Origin of the sequence: Sphingomonas sp. DC4900 (genome assembly GCF_049896485.1) — a bacterium.
Classification (GTDB): Bacteria; Pseudomonadota; Alphaproteobacteria; order Sphingomonadales; family Sphingomonadaceae; genus Sphingomonas; species Sphingomonas aquatilis.
Genome location: NZ_JAFCUK010000005.1, coordinates 142,295 through 160,714, shown reverse-complemented (window position 1 = coordinate 160,714; position 18,420 = coordinate 142,295). Strand labels below are relative to the sequence as shown.

The following is an 18,420-nucleotide window of genomic DNA, read 5'->3' as shown; positions in this document are numbered from 1 at the left end:
TATTCCCCTCGCCGCGGAGTGGACCCCGGAACGAGTCCGGGGTGACGAAGGGTGTGGGGCGAGCTCAGTCCGCTCTCACTCCGCCACCGGCACGTAGCTCAGCGAGCGCATCTGCATCATCATGTCGCCCTCCCATTCCGGCGGGCAGGGCATCGATCCGATCGCCCAGGCCATGATATCGACATCCTGTTCCTCCAACAGCGCCTCGAACCAGTCGAGCTGTTCGGGCGTCCACCCCGCGCCATGCGCATCGAAGAAGCCGCCGATCATCAGATCCGCCTCTTTCGTGCCGCGATGCCAGGCGCGGAATTTCAGGCGCTTCAAGCGGGTGGCGTGATCCATAGGTCATCCAATACGAATAGCCCGGCGGATGCTGACGGCATCGGTCGGGTAGGCTAGAGGGGGCATGTAGTCATGCGTCCCGCCATCCTCAATCCGCTGTTCGCCGAGGTCACCGCGCTGAAAGGCGTGGGGCCTGCGCTCGCCAAGCCGCTCGACCGGCTGGGGCTGGCGCGCGTGGTCGACGTCGCCTTTCATCTGCCGAGCGGCTGGATCGATCGCTTGCCCCGCGAAGAGCTGGACGTCGCCGACGCCGGTCGCATCATTGCGATCACGGTGACCCCGCGCGACTATCGCACCAGCACCGGTCGCGGCCCGACGCGCGTGCAGGCGACCGATGCGAAGGGCAATTACGTCTCCCTCGTCTATTTCGGCGGGTCGTCGGGCTGGGTGAAGAAGCTGCTGCCGCTGAACGAGCCGCGCCGCGTGTCGGGCAAGCTGGAAAGCTATGGCGAGACGCTGCAGATCATCCACCCCGATCTGGGCGAGCCCGACGAACCGTTCCGCGAACGCGAGGCGATCTATCCGCTGTCGGAAGGCATGACGTCCCGCCGCCTTGCCGGATTCGCCGCGCAGGCGATCGAGCGGGCGCCCGATCTACCCGAATGGATCGACCCCAGCCTGAAGGCTAAGCGCGGCTGGCCCGACTGGCGCGACGCGCTCGCCCGCATCCACGCCGACCCGGCCGACAAGATGGCGCGCGAGCGCCTGGCCTATGACGAGATCTTCGCCAACCAGCTGGCGATGACATTGGTGCGGGCGGACACGCGCAAGCGGCGGGGCAGGGCGCTGGTCGGTGACCACCGTTTGCGTGACCAAGTGCGGCTGCCCTACAGTCCCACCGGCGCGCAATCGCGCAGCATCGCCGAGATCGAGGGCGACCTCGCGCAGACCGCGCCGATGCTGCGCCTGCTGCAAGGCGACGTCGGGTCGGGCAAGACGCTGGTCGCGGCAATGAGCCTGCTGATCGCGGTCGAGGCCGGCGCTCAGGGCGCGATGCTCGCGCCAACCGAAATCCTCGCACGCCAGCATTACGAGACGCTGCGCAAATTGCTGTCGGGCGTCGACGTCAACATCGCCGTGCTCACCGGGCGCGACAAGGGCCGCGCGCGCGAGGCGACGCTGATGGCGCTGGCGAGCGGCGATATCGATATCCTCGTCGGCACGCACGCGATCTTCCAGGAAGCGGTCGGCTATCGCGACCTGGCACTGGTCGTGGTCGACGAGCAGCACCGGTTCGGCGTCGCCGAGCGTATGATGCTGCAAGCCAAGGGCAAGGCACCGCCGCACCTGCTGGCGATGACCGCCACCCCGATCCCGCGCACGCTGACGCTGGCCCAATATGGCGAGATGGACGTCAGCCGCCTCGACGAAATGCCGCCCGGCCGCGAACCGATCGAAACGCGTGTCGTGTCCGAGGATCGGCTGGACGAGGTGGTCAACGCGATCGGCCGCCATATCTCCGACGGTGGCCAGGCCTATTGGGTTTGCCCCTTGGTCGAGGAAAGCGAGAAGAGCGACCTCGCCGCCGCCGAGATGCGCGCCGAATCGCTGCGTGCCCGCTTCGGCGACAAGATCGGCGTCGTCCATGGCCGGATGAAGCCGCCCGAGAAGGATGCGGTGATGGAGGCGTTTGCCGGCAACCGCCTTTCCGTTCTCGTCGCGACCACGGTGATCGAGGTGGGGGTCGACGTGCCCAATGCCACGCTGATCGTGATCGAACATGCCGATCGCTTCGGCCTTGCCCAGCTCCACCAGCTGCGCGGCCGGGTGGGGCGTGGCGGCGGCCTGTCGCGCTGCCTGCTGCTGCGTGGCGCGTCGCTCAGCGAGACGTCGCGCGCGCGGCTGGCGCTGATGCGCGAAACCAACGACGGCTTCCGCATCGCCGAAGAGGATCTGCGCCTGCGCGGCGGCGGCGAACTGCTCGGTACGCGTCAGTCGGGCGAGGTAACGTTTCGTCTGGCGCTGCCGGACATGCTCAGCGACCTGCTCCACTGCGCGCAGGACGATGCCCGGTTGCTGATCGATCGCGATGGCGGGCTGGAGGGACCGCGCGGACAGGCCGCGCGGATCGGCCTGTATCTGTTCGATCGCGACGCTGGCGTGGCGCTCCTGCGATCGGGGTAAGGGGTGAGCAGGTCAGCCCTGCATCGCGCCCAGGACCGCGTGATATTGGTTCGCCGGTATCGCCTTTTCGAACTGGCAGCCGATTCGGCCGCCAAGCGCCCAGCGCACGGCCGCCTGCATCTCACCGACCCCGGGCAGCGTCACGCGCAGCCATTCGCCCACGCTTACCTCGGCATCGCTGCGGATCATCACGCCCTGCGGTGACAGGTTCACCGCCAGCACCGACAGCGTCCGACGATCGGTCAGCACGGCACGGCATCGATGATGCACCTCGTCGCGCGGCTCGGCACGGCCGTCGATCGGGTGGGACAGGGCTTGCGACATGGCCGATACTCCTCACGCCCCGGACGTGGCTGTGACCATTCCGGACTGAAGCGATAGAAGAGTAACCGTTTACGCTTGCTTACTGTTCCCGAACGAGCAGGCCGTGGTTCTTCTTGCCCGCGGACAGCCGAACCGGCTCTTCGCCGACCGCGATCACGAGTGCCTCGTCGCTCACCTTGTCGGTGCCGATGCGGGCGCCGCCGCCGGCGATCAGACGGCGCGCCTCGCCCTTCGACTTGGCGAAGCCGAGCGCGATCAGCGCATCGACGACGTTGATCGATCCGCCCGCGACCGTGACGCTGGGCAGCGCCGCGCCGCTGGCGCCTTCCTCGAACGTGCGGCGGGCGGTCTCGGCCGCCTCCTCGGCAGCGGCGCGACCGCGGCACATCGCCGTCGCTTCGTTGGCGAGCACCTTCTTGGCCTCGTTGATCTCGGCGCCTTCCAGCGCCTCCAGCCGCGCGATCTCGTCCAGCGGCAGATCGGTGAACAGGCGCAGGAAGCGGCCCACGTCGCGATCGTCGGTGTTGCGCCAGAATTGCCAGTAATCGAAATGCGGCAGCTGATCCTCGTGCAGCCACACCGCACCCGCGACCGTTTTGCCCATCTTCTCGCCCGATGCGGTCGTCAGCAGCGGGGTGGTGACACCGAACACCTCGGTGCCGTCCATGCGGCGGGCAAGCTCGATCCCGTTGACGATATTGCCCCATTGATCGCTGCCGCCCATCTGCAGCCGCACGCCGCAGCGGCGCGATAGCTCCATGAAGTCATAGGCTTGCAGGATCATGTAGTTGAATTCGAGGAAGGACAGCGACTGTTCGCGATCCAGCCGCAGCTTCACCGAATCGAAGCTGAGCATACGGTTGACCGAGAAATGCTGGCCGACGTCGCGCAGGAACGGAATGTATTCCAGCGCATCGAGCCATTCGGCATTGTCGAGCATGATCGCGTCCGTCGGGCCGTCCCCGAAGGTCAGGAAGCGTTCGAAGATCCGCTTGATCGAGGCGACATTGGCCTGGATCCCGTCCTCGGCGAGCAGCTTGCGCGCTTCGTCCTTGAAGCTGGGGTCGCCGATCTTGCCGGTGCCGCCGCCCATCAGCACGACGGGCTTGTGCCCGGTTTGTTGCAGCCGGCGCAGCAGCATGATCTGCACCAGGCTGCCGACGTGCAGCGACGGTGCGGTAGGATCGAAGCCGATATAGCCGGGCACGACCTGCTTCGCCGCGAGCGCATCCAGCGCGGCCGCATCGGTGAGCTGGTGGAGGTAGCCGCGCGTCGCGAGCGTGTTCAGCAGATCGGACTGGTAGGTCATGGCGCGCGGTTAGCAAGCCGAACGCCGCACGTCACCTGTCCTGCGCGGCCGACGGAATTGCGCGTTACCGCCCCGACAGCTGGCTCAGCGGATCGACGGGCGTACGCCCCTTGCGCAGCTCGAAATGTACCTCTGGCCGGTCGGCAAGGCCGGTGTCGCCCGACAGCGCGATCGTCTGTCCCCGCTTCACGCTCTGGCCCCGCTGGACGAGCAGCTTGCTGGCGTGGCCATAGACGCTGGTCCAGCCGCCGCCGTGCTTGATGATGATCAGGCCGCCCAGCGCCGCGATCCCGTCGCCGGCATAAGCGACGACGCCGTCGGCACTGGCGCGGATCGCACTGCCCACCGGGACTGCGATCTTGATCCCGTCGTTGCGCTCTCCGCTGCGGCCGGGGCCGAAGCGGCGGACGACCTGACCGTCGACCGGCCAGACGAAACCACCTTGAAGGCGCGCCGGCGCCGCGACGACCTCCGTCGGTGGCAACACGCGCCGCGGGTTCGCGACCGGCCGCGCGGGCGCTTGACGGGGGGCGGGCGTCGGCTCGCCGCCGGTCAGGATGTCGTCGATGTCGAGGCGGAAGGCGGCGGCGCGCTCGGCCAGGCTGGGCGCCTGCGTCGGATCGCCGGGGATCAGGATACGCTGGCCGGCCCGCAGGATATAGGGTTCCTCCAGCGCATTGGCGGCGACGATCCGCGACCATTCGATGCCATAGGCGCGGGCGATGGCGATGCCCGTCTCGCCCTGCCGCACCAGATGATAGCGGCCGCCCGGAATGGTGAGCGTCTGCCCCGTCTGCACCGCAAAGGGCGGTTCGAGCGCGTTCGCGCGCGCGATCGCCTCCGCACTGGCGCCGGTGCGCTCGGCGATCCGGCGCAACGTGTCGCCCGGGGCGACGGTATAGCTCTGGGTCGCGACCACCTGCGCGTCGGGCGTCACGGGCCGCGCCTCCCATGCGGGGCGCGCGGTGGTGGGCATGGTCACCTGCCGCGAGGGAGGGGGCATTTCCTCACGCAAAGGCTGCGGGGCGTCCTGCTCGGGATAGCGCGCGGCGGGTTCGGGCGGCGGGTAAGCGGCGGCCGGGGGATAAGCGGGGCGGGGCGGGGGCGGGGCCTCGGTCGAGATGTCGTCGACGCTCGGAATACACGCCGACAGCATCAGCCCGGCCAGCGCTACCCCCGTGACGGTCCGACCCCGCGCCATCCGATCAGCCCTGCGGTTCGAGCCGGTCGAGCCCGCGTAGATAGGGTCGCAGCACCGCGGGCACGACGACCGATCCGTCCGCCTGCTGATAGTTTTCCAGCACCGCGACCAGCGTACGTCCGACCGCAAGGCCGGACCCGTTCAGCGTGTGAACGAAGCGGGGTGCCTTCTCGCCCTCCGCCCGGTAGCGCGTGTTCATCCGCCGCGCCTGGAAATCGCCGGTGTTCGAACAGGACGAAATCTCGCGCCACGCCTGCTGGCCCGGCAGCCATACTTCGAGGTCGAAGGTCTTGCGCGCGCCGAAGCCCATGTCGCCCGTGCAGAGCAGGATGCGCCGATAGGGCAGGTCCAGTGCCTCCAGCACGCTTTCCGCACAGCGCGTCATACGCTCATGCTCGGCGTCGCTGTCCTCGGGGCGGCAGATGCTCACCAGCTCGACCTTCTCGAACTGGTGCTGACGGATGAACCCACGCGTGTCGCGTCCGGCGGCGCCAGCCTCGCTGCGGAAGCAGAGCGTATGGGCGGTGAGCCGCATCGGTTCGGCGAGCGTGTCGAGGATCTGGCCCATCACCGATGCGGTCAGGCTGACCTCCGCAGTCGGGATCAGCCAGCGGCCATCGGTGGTGCGGAACGAATCCTCGGCGAACTTGGGCAGCTTGTCCGTACCGTACATCGCCGGGTCGTTGACCAGCACGGGCGGGTTGCACTCGACGTAGCCATTGTCGGCGGTCTGGTGGTCGAGCATGAACTGAGCGAGCGCCCGGTGCAGCCGCGCCATTGGCCCGCGCAGGAACGTGAAGCGCGCGCCCGACAGATCGGCGCCCGTCTTGAAGTCCATGCCCAGCGCCGGACCGATGTCGGCATGTTCGCGCGGCGTGAAATCGAACGCGCGCGGGGTTCCCCAGCGGGTCTGTTCGACATTGCCGGCCTCGTCCTCGCCGTCGGGGACGTCCGCGGCGGGCAGGTTGGGAATGGTGGCTAGCGCACGTTCAAGCGCCAGCCCCGCTTCGGCATCGGCGGCTTCGAGACCGGGCAGCGCCTCTTTCAGCGCCGCGACTTCGGCCATCAGCGCCTGCGCGCGTGCTTCGTCCTTCTGCGCCTTGGCCTGGCCGATGCCCTTCGACAACTCGTTCCGGCGGGTCTGCGCGTCCTGGGCGGCGGCAATCGCAGCGCGGCGCGCGTCGTCCAGCGCGATAAGCTCGGCGGAATGGGGGGCGGCGCCCCGGCGGGCGAGGGCGGCGTCGAAGGCGGCGGGATCGTCCCGGATGGCGCGGATATCGTGCATGGCGCGGCTATGCCCCGCCGCGCGTCAGGCGGCAACCCGCCCGCCTCGGCTGCGTTGAGCAGGGGATAGCAACGATCAGGAGAAGCCCCGATGCAGGTCCCCCACAATGCCTTCGTGCTCGTCGCCGACGGCCGCAAGGCGCTGTTCTTCCGTAACGAGGGCGATGCGGACTATCCCAATCTTCAGGTCGAGCATGCCGAGGAAAAGGTGAACCCGGCCGATCACGACCAGAAGACCGATGCCGCCGGCCAGGCCTCCTCGACGCAAGGCGGCACGATGGGCGAGACGGACTTTCACCAGCAGGAGGAGGATCGCTTTGCTGCCGAGACGGCCGATATGCTGAAGCGCCGCGCGCTGGCCAACGATTTCGAATCGCTGATCATCGTTGCCCCGCCCAAGACGCTGGGCGAGCTGCGCAAACATTATCACAAGGAGGTCAGCAACCGGCTTGCGGGCGAGCTGGCCAAGGACCTGACCGGCCATCCGGTGCCGGATATCGAACAGGCGCTGCGGTCCGCCTGACGCACGGCCTAACAAAAAAGGGGCTGCCGAGCGATCACTCGGCAGCCCCCCTTTTTTAATTCCGGAACCGGGCTTCGGATCAGGCCGCTTGCGGCTTGGCGAAGCGCTTGCGGGCGACCAGAGCGGCGGCAGCGGCGCCGAACAGCAGCACCATCGGCGGCGCGGGCACCGGCGCGGGCGGGCCGCCCGACGATCCGGTCGAACCCGGTGGCGGCGGGGGCGGCGGCGGTCCGCCGGTGGAGCTCCAGCCCTTCGAGCTCGAACCATACTGGCCCTGTCCCTGGCCCTGACCTTGGCCTTGCCCCTGGCCTTGGTTCTGCCCCTGACCCTGGTTCTGGCCTTGGCCCTGATTCTGGCTCTGGTTATTGTTATTATTGTTGTTGTTTTCGTTGTAATTCTGGTTCGTGTTATTGTTCTGGTTGTTGTTATTATTATTGTTTTGATTGTCGACGACGACGTTCGCGCCGCCCGTGGAGCTGCTGGTCGACGAACTGCTCGATACGTTACCCGACGAACTGCTCGACACGTTGCCGGACGACGAGGAACTGCTGGACGAACTGGTCGAGCTCGACCCGCCGCTGGACGTCGACGAAATCACGATGCTGCCCGACGACCCGGACGATCCGCCGCCGAAGAAGCCGCCCCCGAAGAAGCCACCGCCGCCGCCACCCCAGCCGCCGCTGCCGCCGACGACCACCGGCACACCGCCACCGCCGCCGGCTACGAAGCCTTCGGACGCGGGCAGGGGCACCGGCACCGGTGCAGCCTGGCTGGCGACCGTCACCACGGCGGGCGCGCAGGACGCGGTGGTCGTCGTGGTCACCACGCGACGGCGCACGGCCTTACGCTGGACCGCGGCGACCTGCCGATGCGCGACCACGCGCTTCTTGACCTGTTTCGTGTAGACGGGGCGGCTGGGACGTTCGGCGACGTGGACGGCGCCACCGCCGATCAACGCACCGCCACAGGCGCATGCGCACAATTTCGCCAAAGCCATCCGTACGGACATCGGGTCTCTCTTTCATTGCCGGTCCCTGCGGCCCGGATCGTCGTGTCGCAGCAACGGAGTGCCGCCTATGCCATTCAACGCAAAACAAACCGTTAAGTGCAAGTTTGTTAACCAGCAATTCGCTGCTTTTGCAGTGCTTCACCGAGATTGCACCATCTGATTCGCGGTTAACGTACCAGAGTGAAACAGCGGTGGGTTTCGCAATCGCGTTCCGACCGTAACGCAGCTTAGTCGCTGACTTGCAACCGTTCTGGTCCCATTCGCAATAAAAGTTCGTGCTGGCGATCGATTCGGTAACTCGCATCGCTTGTGGTTCCGTTCAGCCGCGATTATAGGCGCCTCACCAATATGGGGGCGGTCCCGGGTTCAAGTTCAGGGACCGGAGGGAGAGTGGCATGGCAACGCACGTAAGCCGCGTACACGACAGGAATGCCGACATGTTGCCCGCGAACGACGCCGGCGACTGGAGCGACGATGGTTATCGGCCCAGCCCCGATGAGCCGTTCATGAATCTTCGCCAGCAGACCTATTTCCGCAACAAGCTGCTCCGCTGGAAGGACGCGATCCTGCAGGACGCGGCCGGAACGCTCAACCAGCTGCAGCTCGACTCGCTGCGCGAAGCCGACCTGACCGACCGCGCCTCGAGCGAGACGGATTGGTCGATCGAACTGCGCACCCGCGATCGCCAGCGGAAGTTGGTGTCGAAGATCGAAGCAGCGATCCGCCGCATCGACGAGGGCGAATACGGCTATTGCGAAGTCACCGGCGAGCCGATCAGCCTCGGCCGGCTGGAGGCGCGCCCGATCGCGACGATGACGCTGGAGGCGCAGGAGCGCCACGAGCGTAACGAAAAGATTTCACGCGAGGATTGATCGTACGCCGGCCGTCGCGCTGCGATGCGTCGGCGTTTACGTTCTGGTAAGATTCGGGGCGGCATGCGGTGGGAGTTTCCCGGCCGATCATGACGAGGGCACCGGATATGGACAGCCTCTTCCACGCGTCTCTTACGGCATCCGACGATGCCGGGCCTGTCAACGACGGCGTCGTGACGCCGCGCCAGCCACCGCGCGAAAGCCTGCTGCTGGCGGCGCGGCTGTGGCTGCACGGCGATCATTGCGATCGCGAGGTTCGCATGCGCAACCTGTCGCCGGGCGGGGTGATGGTCGATTGCGGTGTGCTAAGGGAGCCGGGATCGCTGGTGCGGCTCGAGATGCCGGGGCTGGGCACCGTCGCGGGGAAGGTCGCCTGGTGTACCGCGGGACGGATGGGGATCGCGTTCGACGCCCCGATCGATCCGGCGCTGGTGCGCGACGAGGTCACTGCGGTCTAAGGTTCGCGGCGGGCGTTGCCCTTCGACGTGCCGCCCCTGCAAAAAGCCCCTCCGGGTTGGGGAGGGGCTGAATGGCGTCAGGCTCTACAGGCCCGTAAGCTCTTCCTTCAATTTCAGCTTTTGGCGCTTCAGGTCGGTGAGGATCGCGGAGTTGGGCATCGGGCGATGGGATTCGTCGGCGATGCGGCGGTCGAGCGCGGCATGCTTGGTTTCCAGTGCCTGTTGATGCGTCGTCTGCATTTCGGTGTACCTCCTGATGCATGCGTGTTGGGGGACTGAGTAAACCACCGAACATCCTAAAAGTCGTCACCGAAAATGGTTGAACGCGATTAGCCGAGGGGCATGATGCGACGACTTGGGTTGGTCGTCCGGCTGCGCTAGGGGCAAAGCGAGCCGCAGGGTGGTGGCAGGGGGTTTTACCATGGACGACGCGCAGATCATCGCCCGCCTGGAACAGCTGCGCACCGAGCATCGCGACCTCGACGCGGCGATCACGGCCTTGGGCGCCAGCGCGACGCCCGACCAATTGCAGCTCGCCCGGCTGAAGAAGCGCAAGCTGCGGCTGCGCGACGAGATCGCCTTATGCGAAGACCAGCTGATCCCGGACATCATCGCCTAAGCCGCCGGTGGTGTTTTTCCGTTTTGGCACAGGATCGACAGCAACGGCCGCTGGGCAGGCGGCGCACGCTATGCCACCGGTGAACGCATGACCGGCAGCCGTTCCGAATCACGCATCCATCGCCGCCTGATCGATTCGCTCTATACGGAGGCGATGCTGCTGGCGGACGAGGCGCGCAGCTATTTCGACGAGGCGGGACGGCTGGAGCGGGAAGCGCTCGACCCGCTGATCCGCGTCGGCTTTTCGTGCGAGTCGCTGAAGGTGACGACGCGGCTGATGCACGTCATCGCCTGGCTGCTGACGCAGCGTGCGATCGATGCAGGCGAGATGCAGCCGCGCGACGCGCTCGACGGGAACCGGCGGCTGGGCCACGCACCGCAATTCGACGCGGACTTGGTCGCGGCGCTGCCGCAGCGTGCCCGCGCCTTGGTAGAGGCGAGCGCGAACCTGCACCGCCGCGTCGGTCTGCTGGATGCGGCCCAAGTCGATGCGGTCGCCCCCAGCCCGGTCCAGCGCCTGCACGATCGGCTGGCGCTGGCCTTCTGACTGCAACGCGGCGGCGGGTTAGCCGGCGATCCGCGCCTTTGCCGCCGCATATTCGCGCGCGAAGCGATCGACGCGGTCGGCGACGCTTTCCACCGCATCGACCACGCCGATGCCCTGGCCCGATCCCCAGATGTCGCGCCAGGCCTTCGCCTTCGATCCGTTGTTGCCGCCGAAGTTCATCGTCTTGAGGTCGCCCTCGGGCAAATGATTGGGGTCCAGCCCCGCCGCCTCGATCGAACTGCGCAGGTAATTGCCATGCACGCCGGTGAACAGGTTCGAATAGACGATGTCGGCCGCCTTGCTCGCGACGATCGACGCTTTGTAATCGGGCGCGGCATTCGCCTCGGTCGTGGCGATGAAGGGTGAGCCGATATAGGCGAAGTCGGCGCCCATCGCCTGCGCCGCCAGGATCGCACCGCCGGTCGCAATCGACCCCGACAAGGCCAGCGGTCCATCGAACCACTGGCGAATTTCCTGGATGATCGCGAAGGGGGACAGGCGTCCCGCATGGCCGCCGGCCCCGGCCGCCACCGCGATCAGCCCGTCCGCGCCCTTTTCGATCGCCTTGCGCGCGAAGCGATCGTCGATGACGTCGTGCAGCGTGATGCCGCCCCAGCCATGGACCGCGGTATTCAGGTCCTCGCGCGCGCCCAGCGAGGTGATGACGATCGGCACCTGCCACTTGGCGCAGGTGGCAAGGTCCGCTTCCAGCCGGTCGTTCGATTTGTGGACGATCTGGTTGACCGCGAACGGCGCGGCGGGACGATCCGGGTGCGCCCGATTATACGCGGCGAGCTCTTCGGTGATCTGGTGCAGCCATTCGTCGAGCAACGCCTGCGGCCGGGCATTGAGCGCCGGAAAGGAACCGACGATGCCCGCCTTGCACTGCGCGATCACGAGTTCCGGCCCGGAAATGATGAACAACGGCGAACCGATCACGGGCAGGCGCAGGCGGTCGAACAGCGTGGGCGTCGTCATGGTCGGGCGGCTCCTCTTCTTATGATCGGTTGTTTAGCGAAACCTATCCGCCTGTCCAGCACGACGGCGCTTGCGGCGCGCGTGCAAAGGCGTCAGACGGGACGTAACATTGTATCCGGAGTTACCAGTCCATGAAACTCGCCGTCGCCGCCGCTCTCGCGATGACCGTCTCCGCGCCTGCGCTCGCCGCGGGCAGCCTGCCGACCGATGTCGTGCCCGTGTTGTACGATATCGCCGTGACGCCGAATGCGCAGGCGATGACCTTCACCGGCACCGAGACGGTCACCGTGGACGTGAAGGCGGCGACCCGTACGATCACGCTCAACGCCGCCGATCTGGACGTCACGTCGGCGACGGTCGACGGCAAGGCCGTGCGCTTCGCCCTCGACAAGGACAAGCAGCAGCTCGTGCTGACGCTGCCCGCCGCCGCGACCGTCGGCCGTCACACCGTCGGCTTCGCCTGGAGCGGCAAGATCAACCAGTCCGCCGCCGGCCTGTTCGCGATCGATTACACCAATCAGGACGGGTCGAAGGCGCGCATGCTCGCGACGCAGTTCGAGGCCCCCGACGCCCGCCGCTTCGCGCCGATGTGGGACGAACCGGCGTTCAAGGCGAAGTTCAAGCTGAAGGCGGTGGTGCCAGCGGGACAGCTCGGCATTTCCAACATGCCGGCAACGTCGGTGACGAAGCAGGCCAACGGCACGCAGCTGTATAGCTTCGCCGAAACGCCGGTGATGTCGAGCTACCTCCTGTACCTCGGCATGGGTGATCTGGACCGCAAGACGGTGCAGGCGGGCAATGTCGAGATCGGCGTCGTGACGCGTCGCGGCGTCGCGGACCAGGGCGATTACGCGCTGGCGCAGGCCAAGCGGCTGCTCGGCTATTACAACAGCTATTTCGGCACGCCCTATCCGCTGCCCAAGATGGACATGATCGCCGGTCCCGGTTCCAGCCAGTTCTTCGGCGCGATGGAAAATTGGGGCGCGATCTTCTACTTCGAACCCGAACTCCTGTTCGATCCCAAGCGCGCCACCGAAAGCGGCCGCCAGCGCATCTTCACCGTCGTCGCGCACGAAATGGCGCACCAATGGTTCGGCGACCTCGTCACCATGCGCTGGTGGGACGATCTGTGGCTCAACGAGGGCTTCGCCTCGTGGATGGAGAACAAGTCCGCCGCCGATCTGAACCCCGACTGGAATGCGGAAGCCGGCGCGGTCATGAGCGACCGCGAGGCGGCGATGAGCATCGACGCGACCTCGGCCACGCATCCGATCATCCGCAAGATCGAGACGGTCGACCAGATCGGCGAAGCCTTCGACGGCATCACCTACATGAAGGGGCAGGCCGTGATCGGCATGCTCGAATCGACGCTGGGCCCGGACAAGTTCCGCGACGGCATCCGCCGCTACATGGCGAAGTACAAATACGGCAACACCGTCACCGAACAGCTGTGGGCGGAACTGTCCGCCGCGGCGGGGCAGCCCGTCGCGGAGATCGCGCACGGCTATACGCTGCAGGGCGGCGTGCCGCTGGTGACGCTGTCGAACGCGCAGTGCGTCGGAGGCATGACGCAGGCGACGCTGGTGCAGGGCCGTTTCGGCCTGGATGAGGCATCCAAAAAGCCGCAGACGTGGAAGGTGCCGATGGTCGTCGGCACGCTCGGCGGCGGCGAGACGCGCACCATCGTCACCGGCCCCGCGACCAAGGTCAGCGTCAAGGGCTGCGGCACGCTGGTGCTGAACCAAGGCAAGGGCAGCTATACGCGCGTGATGTACGATCAGCCCGCGCACGATGCGCTGGTGCGCGACTACACGCGGCTGGAGCTGAAGGATCGCCTCGGCACGCTCGCCGATGATTATGCGCTGGCGGCGGGGGGATATCAGGACCTGTCGCGCTTCTTCGCGCTGATGGGCCGGGTGGGCGAGGGCGCCGATCCGCTCGAATGGCAGCTGGTATCGGGACGCCTCGGCAGCCTTGCCGGGCTGTACGAGGGCACGCCGCTGGAGACCGCGCTGCGCAATCGCACAGTCGCGATCCTGGGCCCCGTGTTGCGGCGCATCGGCATGACGGCGCAGCCGGGTGAGTCGCCGCTGGTGACGAACCTGCGCGAATCGCTCGTCTATCGCCTGGGCGCGGCGGGCGACGGCCAGGTGCTGGCGCAGGCGCGCAGCTATGTCGCGCAGCTCAAGACCAACCCGACCGCGATCCCGCCCGCCATCCGCGCGCCGGTGCTGTCGACCTTCGCCACCTATGCGACGCCCGCCGACTGGGATGCGCTGCTGGCGCTGACCCAGGCGGAAACCAATCCGGTCACCAAGAACCGGTATGTCTCGCTGCTCGGCGCGGCAGAGGACGATGCGGTCGCGACCCGCGCGCTGGCGCTGCTCAAGACCGACACGTTCACCGCCCCGCAGAAGGCGGCGCTGCTGCGGGCGATCTCGGGCAGGCATCCCGATATGGCGTTCGACTGGGCGGTGGCGAACCACACGCTGGTCGATGGCTTCATCGAGGAAAGCAGCCGGTCGGGCTTCATCGTCGGTCTGGGCGGTGGCTCGTCCGATCCCAAGATGCCGGGCAAGATCGAAAGCTTCGCGCAGACACTGCCCGAAACCTCGCGTGCACCGGCGCGTCGCGTGATCTCGGGCATCGCGGTGCGCAAGGCGGCGGCAGAGCGCCTGCGCCCGGCGGTGGAGACGTGGCTGAAGTCGGGGAAGTAAGCGAGCTACTATCGCTTGAGCGTATAAGGCGTTTGGTGGAGCAACCGCTTGCTCCACCCCACCCCGTCACCCCAGATGTGTTCCGGGGTGACGGGGGAGACGGGTGAGGTGGATGCGCGACCCTCAGGCGATGCGAAGGCCGCTCATCCCGGCCCTCGCATCACCCCTTACGCCACCTTCGCCATGCCGCCGATGATCTTGTCGAGCGTGATCGGATATTCGCGAACGCGCACGCCGGTCGCATTGTAGATCGCATTGGCGATCGCCGCGCCGACGCCGCACAGGCCGAGCTCGCCGACGCCCTTGGCCTTCATCGGCGACGTCGTCGGATCGGTCTCGTCGAGGAACACCACCTCCTGGTGCGGGATGTCCGCGTGAACGGGCACCTCGTAGCTCGCGAGGTCGTGGTTGACGAAGAAGCCGAACCGTTTGTCGACCGCGAGTTCCTCCATCAGCGCCGCGCCCACGCCCATCGTCATCGCGCCGATCACCTGGCTGCGCGCGGACTTGGGGTTGAGGATACGCCCGGCGGCGCACACCGCGAGCATACGGCGGACCCGGATTTCGCCGGTATAGGCGTCGACGCCGACCTCGACGAAATGCCCCGCGAAGGTCGATTGCTGCACCTTCTTGGCGAGGTCACCGAACTCGATACTGTCTTCGGCGGACAGGCCCGCGTCGCCCGCGGCCTGACCCAGCGGCACGCTGCGATTGCCCGAGCGGACCTTGCCATCCGCGAAGACGACGTCCGCCGAATTGAAGCCGAGCTTCTGCGCGACCGCCTCGCGCAGCTTGACGCAGGCGGCATAGACGCCCGCGGTCGCGCTGTTCGCGCCCCACTGTCCGCCCGATCCGGCGGCGGCAGGGAAGTCGCTGTCGCCGAGCAGCACGCGAACCTTGTCGAGGGGGACGCCCATCATCTCGGCGGCCGTCTGCGCGATGATCGTATAGCTGCCGGTGCCGATGTCGGTCATGTCGGTCGCGACCGTGACGATGCCCTTGGCATCGATGCCGACGCGCGCGCCCGACTTCATGTTGATGTTGTTGCGGAAGCCCGACGCGACCCCCATGCCGACCAGCCAGCGGCCGTCCCGCACCGCGCGCGGCTTGGCTTGGCGCCGGCTCCAGCCGAAGCGATCGGCCCCCATCTGAAGGCACTGCACCAGCTGGCGCTGTGAAAATTTACGTTCCGGCTTTTCGGGATCGACCTGCGTGTCGTTCGCAATGCGGAAGGCGACCGGGTCCATGCCCAGTTTTTCCGCCATTTCGTCCATCGCGACCTCGAGCGCCATCAGCCCCGGTGCTTCGCCCGGTGCGCGCATCGCATTGCCTTCGGGCAGGTCGAGCACCGCGAGGCGCATCGACGTCAGCCGGTTAGCGCCGGCATAGAGCAGCTTGGTCTGCGCCACCGCCGTTTCCGGCCCACCACCGGGCAAATCGCCCGAACCGCTTTCGTGCGCGATCGCGACGAGCTTGCCGTCCTTGCCCGCGCCCAGTCGAATGCGCTGGCGCGTCGCCGGGCGGTGCGTGGTGTTGTTCGCCATCAACGGCCGTTGCAGCGCGACCTTCACCGGCCGGCCAGCCGCCTTGGCACCCAGCGCCGCAAGGATCGCATCGGCGCGCACGAACAGCTTTCCGCCGAACCCGCCGCCGATGTAGGGCGAGATCAGCCGGACGTTCTGTTTCGGAATACCCAGCGTCTTGGCGACGTCGCCCTTGCCCCAGGCGATCATCTGGTTCGACGTCCACAGCGTCAGCCTGTTGCCATTCCATGCCGCGGTGCTGGCATGCGGCTCCATCATCATATGGCTCTGATCGGGCGTCTCGTAGCGCGCATCGAGCGTCACGGGGGCTGCGGCGAACGCCTTGTCGAAATCGCCGACACGGTCGACGGGCGGCGCGGCGCTGCCTTCACCGCTGCTGTCACCCTTCAGCGGTGCCGTCTTGAGCGCGCTGTCGAGGTCGAAGCGGCCCTTGCCACGCGCATAATCGACGCGGATCAGGCCCGCGGCGGCGCGCGCCTGTTCGAACGTCTCGGCAACGACGAGCGCGATCGCCTGATGATAATGGTCGACCGCCGGACCGCCGAGCAGCTTGGCGGTGTTCATGTCGCCCTTACCGAGCGGACCGGCGGTGTCGGCGGTGACGATCGCCAGCACGCCCGGCGCGGCCTTGGCGGCGCTGAGATCCATGCTGCTGATCCGGCCCTTGCCGATGCCGGCGCCGACGACATAGCCATAGGCGGCGTTCGGGGCGACGTCATGACGCTCATAGGCGTATCGCGCCGTGCCGGTGGTCTTGTACTTGCCGTCGATACGATCGGTCGGCTTGCCGATGACCTTCAGCTGGTCGATCGGGTTGGTGCCCGCAGGCTGATCGAACTTCACGCGGCGCTCCTGCTCTTGGCTTGGGCCATCACACCGGCGAGCGTGCGCTCGACCAGCGGCACCTTAAAGGCGTTGTCAGCGGTGGGGCGAGCGCCGGCGAGCAAGCGGCTCGCCACCGCTTTCGCCCCCTGCGGCATGGCGGCATCCGCCTCGGGCGTACGCCACGGCTTGGGCGCAATGCCGCCGATCGCGGCGCGACCGGTGCCGTCGGGCTGGATCACCGCGGCCACCGACACCAGCGCATAGGCGTAGGACGCACGGTCACGCACCTTATGATAGATGTGCGTCCCGCCGAGCGGCTTGGGCAGCGTCACCGCCGTGATCAGCTCGCCCGGCTGCAGCACCGTTTCGATATGCGGCGTGTCGCCCCATAGGCGGTGGAAGTCGGCGATCGGGATCGAGCGCGTCGTGCCCGACGGCTGCACCGTCTCCACGCTCGCGTCGAGCAGCCGCATCGCCACCGCCATGTCACCGGGATAGGTCGCGATGCATGCATCGCTCGTGCCGATGATGCCGAGCTGCCGGCTGTAGCCGCCGATCGCCGCACAGCCCGATCCGGGCTTACGTTTGTTGCAGGGCTGGTTGGTGTCGTAGAAATAGGGGCAACGCGTGCGCTGCAACAGGTTGCCGGCGGTGGTCGCCTTGTTGCGCAGCTGCCCGCTGGCGCCCGCGACGATCGCGCGGGTCAGGACGCCATAGTCGCGGCGTACGCGCGCGTCCGCCGCGAGATCGGTGTTGCGCACCAGTGCGCCGATGCGCAGGCCGCCAGTGTCGGTCGGCTCGATCCGGTCGAGCTTCAGCCGGTTGACGTCCACCAGATGCACCGGCTCTTCGATCTGCAGCTTCATCAGGTCGAGCAGGTTGGTGCCGCCCGCGATGAACTTGGCGCCGGGGCGCGCGGCCACGGCCTGGGCAGCGGCGGCGGGCGTGTCGGCGCGTTCGTAGGTGAAGGCCTTCATGCTTTGGCTCCCGCGACGTCCCGCATCGCGTCGATGATGTTCGAATAGGCGCCGCAGCGGCAGATGTTGCCGCTCATCCGTTCGCGCATTTCTTCCGCAGTCAGCGCAGGCGCGCCGGCGACATCGTCCTGCACATGGCTGGGGACGCCACGCTTGATCTCGTCGAGCACCGCGACCGCCGAGCAGATCTGGCCGGGGGTGCAATAGCCGCACTGATAGCCGTCGTGCTTGACGAAGGCCGCCTGCATCGGATGCAGCTTGTCGGGCGTGCCGAGCCCCTCGATCGTGGTGATCTCGTCGCCATCGTGCATCACGGCGAGGCTGAGGCAGCTGTTGATGCGCCGCCCGTCGACCAGCACCGTGCAGGCGCCGCACTGGCCATGGTCGCAGCCCTTCTTCGTGCCGGTCAGCTTCCAATGTTCGCGCAGCGCATCGAGCAGCGTCGTCCGCGTGTCGAGCGCGACCTGGCTGGTACGGCCATTGACCTTCAGCGTCACCGGCATCGTCGGCGGGGCCGGCCGTTCGTCGAGCGGCACGGCTGCCGCCTCAGTGGGCATGGCGGTCGCCGCCGCACCGATCGCCCCGCTCGCGAGCACGCCGCGGCGAGACATGGACAGTTCGTAATCGCTCATCAAAGGCCCCTTGATGCATCTGACATACCGACGTTTTCGACGCGGTGTACGCCACTGACGGGGTAGGCCTTATCGTTTTGACGCAGCGCAAAGCAAACCCTTGTTATCAGTACGCAAAGAAACGGGCCCAGGTTCC

18 protein-coding genes are annotated in these 18,420 nt (G+C 67.2%); 7 read left to right on the top strand and 11 right to left on the bottom strand.

What is annotated here, in order from left to right:
- Positions 1 to 75: 75 nt before the first annotated feature.
- Positions 76 to 342: a succinate dehydrogenase assembly factor 2 gene (locus ACP690_RS08460; protein WP_017978693.1), complete on the bottom strand. Its 267-nt coding sequence runs from the start codon at positions 340 to 342 to the stop codon at positions 76 to 78.
- Positions 343 to 414: 72 nt separating this feature from the next.
- On the opposite strand from ACP690_RS08460, the gene recG reads away from it, so the two are divergent.
- Positions 415 to 2,466 (top strand): ATP-dependent DNA helicase RecG, encoded by a 2,052-nt coding sequence (recG, locus tag ACP690_RS08455; RefSeq protein WP_426260789.1) that lies wholly within the window; start codon positions 415 to 417, stop codon positions 2,464 to 2,466.
- Positions 2,467 to 2,478: 12 nt separating this feature from the next.
- On the opposite strand, the gene ACP690_RS08450 is transcribed toward recG, so the two are convergent.
- The 4 genes from ACP690_RS08450 to serS form a co-directional block, all read right to left on the bottom strand.
- On the bottom strand, positions 2,479 to 2,790 hold the full coding sequence (locus tag ACP690_RS08450; protein ID WP_426260788.1) for a PilZ domain-containing protein: 312 nt from the start codon (positions 2,788 to 2,790) through the stop codon (positions 2,479 to 2,481).
- 79 nt (positions 2,791 to 2,869) lie between these two features.
- The gene (tyrS, locus tag ACP690_RS08445; protein WP_426260787.1) at positions 2,870 to 4,099 is read right to left on the bottom strand and encodes a tyrosine--tRNA ligase; all 1,230 of its coding nucleotides are present in this window, start codon (positions 4,097 to 4,099) and stop codon (positions 2,870 to 2,872) included.
- Positions 4,100 to 4,163: 64 nt separating this feature from the next.
- Positions 4,164 to 5,300 carry a peptidoglycan DD-metalloendopeptidase family protein gene (locus ACP690_RS08440; RefSeq protein ID WP_426260786.1) on the bottom strand — a complete coding sequence of 379 codons (1,137 nt, stop codon included), beginning with the start codon at positions 5,298 to 5,300 and terminating at the stop codon, positions 4,164 to 4,166.
- A 4-nt stretch (positions 5,301 to 5,304) separates the two neighbouring features.
- Positions 5,305 to 6,585 carry a serine--tRNA ligase gene (gene serS, locus ACP690_RS08435; protein ID WP_426260785.1) on the bottom strand — a complete coding sequence of 427 codons (1,281 nt, stop codon included), beginning with the start codon at positions 6,583 to 6,585 and terminating at the stop codon, positions 5,305 to 5,307.
- A gap of 90 nt (positions 6,586 to 6,675) precedes the next feature.
- On the opposite strand from serS, the gene ACP690_RS08430 reads away from it, so the two are divergent.
- Entirely contained in the window at positions 6,676 to 7,107 is a 432-nt protein-coding gene (locus ACP690_RS08430; protein WP_426260784.1) for a host attachment family protein, read from the top strand.
- Positions 7,108 to 7,186: 79 nt separating this feature from the next.
- Here the strand turns inward: ACP690_RS08430 and ACP690_RS08425 are convergent, their stop codons facing one another.
- A complete protein-coding gene (locus ACP690_RS08425; RefSeq protein ID WP_426260783.1) occupies positions 7,187 to 8,116 on the bottom strand; it encodes a hypothetical protein in 930 nt (309 codons plus the stop codon).
- Between the two features lie 437 nt (positions 8,117 to 8,553).
- Here ACP690_RS08425 and dksA point away from each other — a divergent pair, with 437 nt between their 5' ends.
- Both dksA and ACP690_RS08415 read left to right on the top strand, forming a co-directional pair.
- The gene (gene dksA, locus ACP690_RS08420) at positions 8,554 to 8,988 is read left to right on the top strand and encodes an RNA polymerase-binding protein DksA (RefSeq protein ID WP_017978700.1); all 435 of its coding nucleotides are present in this window, start codon (positions 8,554 to 8,556) and stop codon (positions 8,986 to 8,988) included.
- A gap of 107 nt (positions 8,989 to 9,095) precedes the next feature.
- Positions 9,096 to 9,446 carry a PilZ domain-containing protein gene (locus tag ACP690_RS08415; RefSeq protein ID WP_426260782.1) on the top strand — a complete coding sequence of 117 codons (351 nt, stop codon included), beginning with the start codon at positions 9,096 to 9,098 and terminating at the stop codon, positions 9,444 to 9,446.
- Positions 9,447 to 9,530: 84 nt separating this feature from the next.
- Here ACP690_RS08415 and ACP690_RS08410 read toward each other — a convergent pair whose 3' ends face one another.
- Positions 9,531 to 9,686, bottom strand: coding sequence for a YdcH family protein (locus tag ACP690_RS08410; RefSeq protein ID WP_017978702.1), 156 nt, complete (start codon positions 9,684 to 9,686; stop codon positions 9,531 to 9,533).
- 181 nt (positions 9,687 to 9,867) lie between these two features.
- Between ACP690_RS08410 and ACP690_RS08405 the strand changes: the two genes are divergently transcribed.
- Positions 9,868 to 10,065: a YdcH family protein gene (locus ACP690_RS08405; RefSeq protein ID WP_017978703.1), complete on the top strand. Its 198-nt coding sequence runs from the start codon at positions 9,868 to 9,870 to the stop codon at positions 10,063 to 10,065.
- 87 nt (positions 10,066 to 10,152) lie between these two features.
- A complete protein-coding gene (locus ACP690_RS08400) occupies positions 10,153 to 10,611 on the top strand; it encodes a DUF1465 family protein (protein WP_024310534.1) in 459 nt (152 codons plus the stop codon).
- 18 nt (positions 10,612 to 10,629) lie between these two features.
- Here ACP690_RS08400 and ACP690_RS08395 read toward each other — a convergent pair whose 3' ends face one another.
- The gene (locus ACP690_RS08395; RefSeq protein WP_426260781.1) at positions 10,630 to 11,589 is read right to left on the bottom strand and encodes an NAD(P)H-dependent flavin oxidoreductase; all 960 of its coding nucleotides are present in this window, start codon (positions 11,587 to 11,589) and stop codon (positions 10,630 to 10,632) included.
- 131 nt (positions 11,590 to 11,720) lie between these two features.
- Between ACP690_RS08395 and ACP690_RS08390 the strand changes: the two genes are divergently transcribed.
- Positions 11,721 to 14,306 carry a M1 family metallopeptidase gene (locus ACP690_RS08390; protein WP_426260780.1) on the top strand — a complete coding sequence of 862 codons (2,586 nt, stop codon included), beginning with the start codon at positions 11,721 to 11,723 and terminating at the stop codon, positions 14,304 to 14,306.
- A 167-nt stretch (positions 14,307 to 14,473) separates the two neighbouring features.
- On the opposite strand, the gene paoC is transcribed toward ACP690_RS08390, so the two are convergent.
- The 3 genes from paoC to paoA are packed head-to-tail and all read right to left on the bottom strand — an operon-like array spanning position 14,474 to position 18,284.
- Positions 14,474 to 16,693, bottom strand: a complete 2,220-nt coding sequence (gene paoC, locus ACP690_RS08385; protein ID WP_426260779.1) for an aldehyde oxidoreductase molybdenum-binding subunit PaoC — start codon at positions 16,691 to 16,693, stop codon at positions 14,474 to 14,476.
- A complete protein-coding gene (locus ACP690_RS08380; protein ID WP_426260778.1) occupies positions 16,690 to 17,652 on the bottom strand; it encodes an FAD binding domain-containing protein in 963 nt (320 codons plus the stop codon). Before ACP690_RS08380 ends, paoC begins: the two co-directional genes overlap by 4 nt.
- Entirely contained in the window at positions 17,649 to 18,284 is a 636-nt protein-coding gene (gene paoA, locus ACP690_RS08375) for an aldehyde dehydrogenase iron-sulfur subunit PaoA (protein ID WP_043059001.1), read from the bottom strand. Before paoA ends, ACP690_RS08380 begins: the two co-directional genes overlap by 4 nt.
- Positions 18,285 to 18,420: the final 136 nt, after the last annotated feature.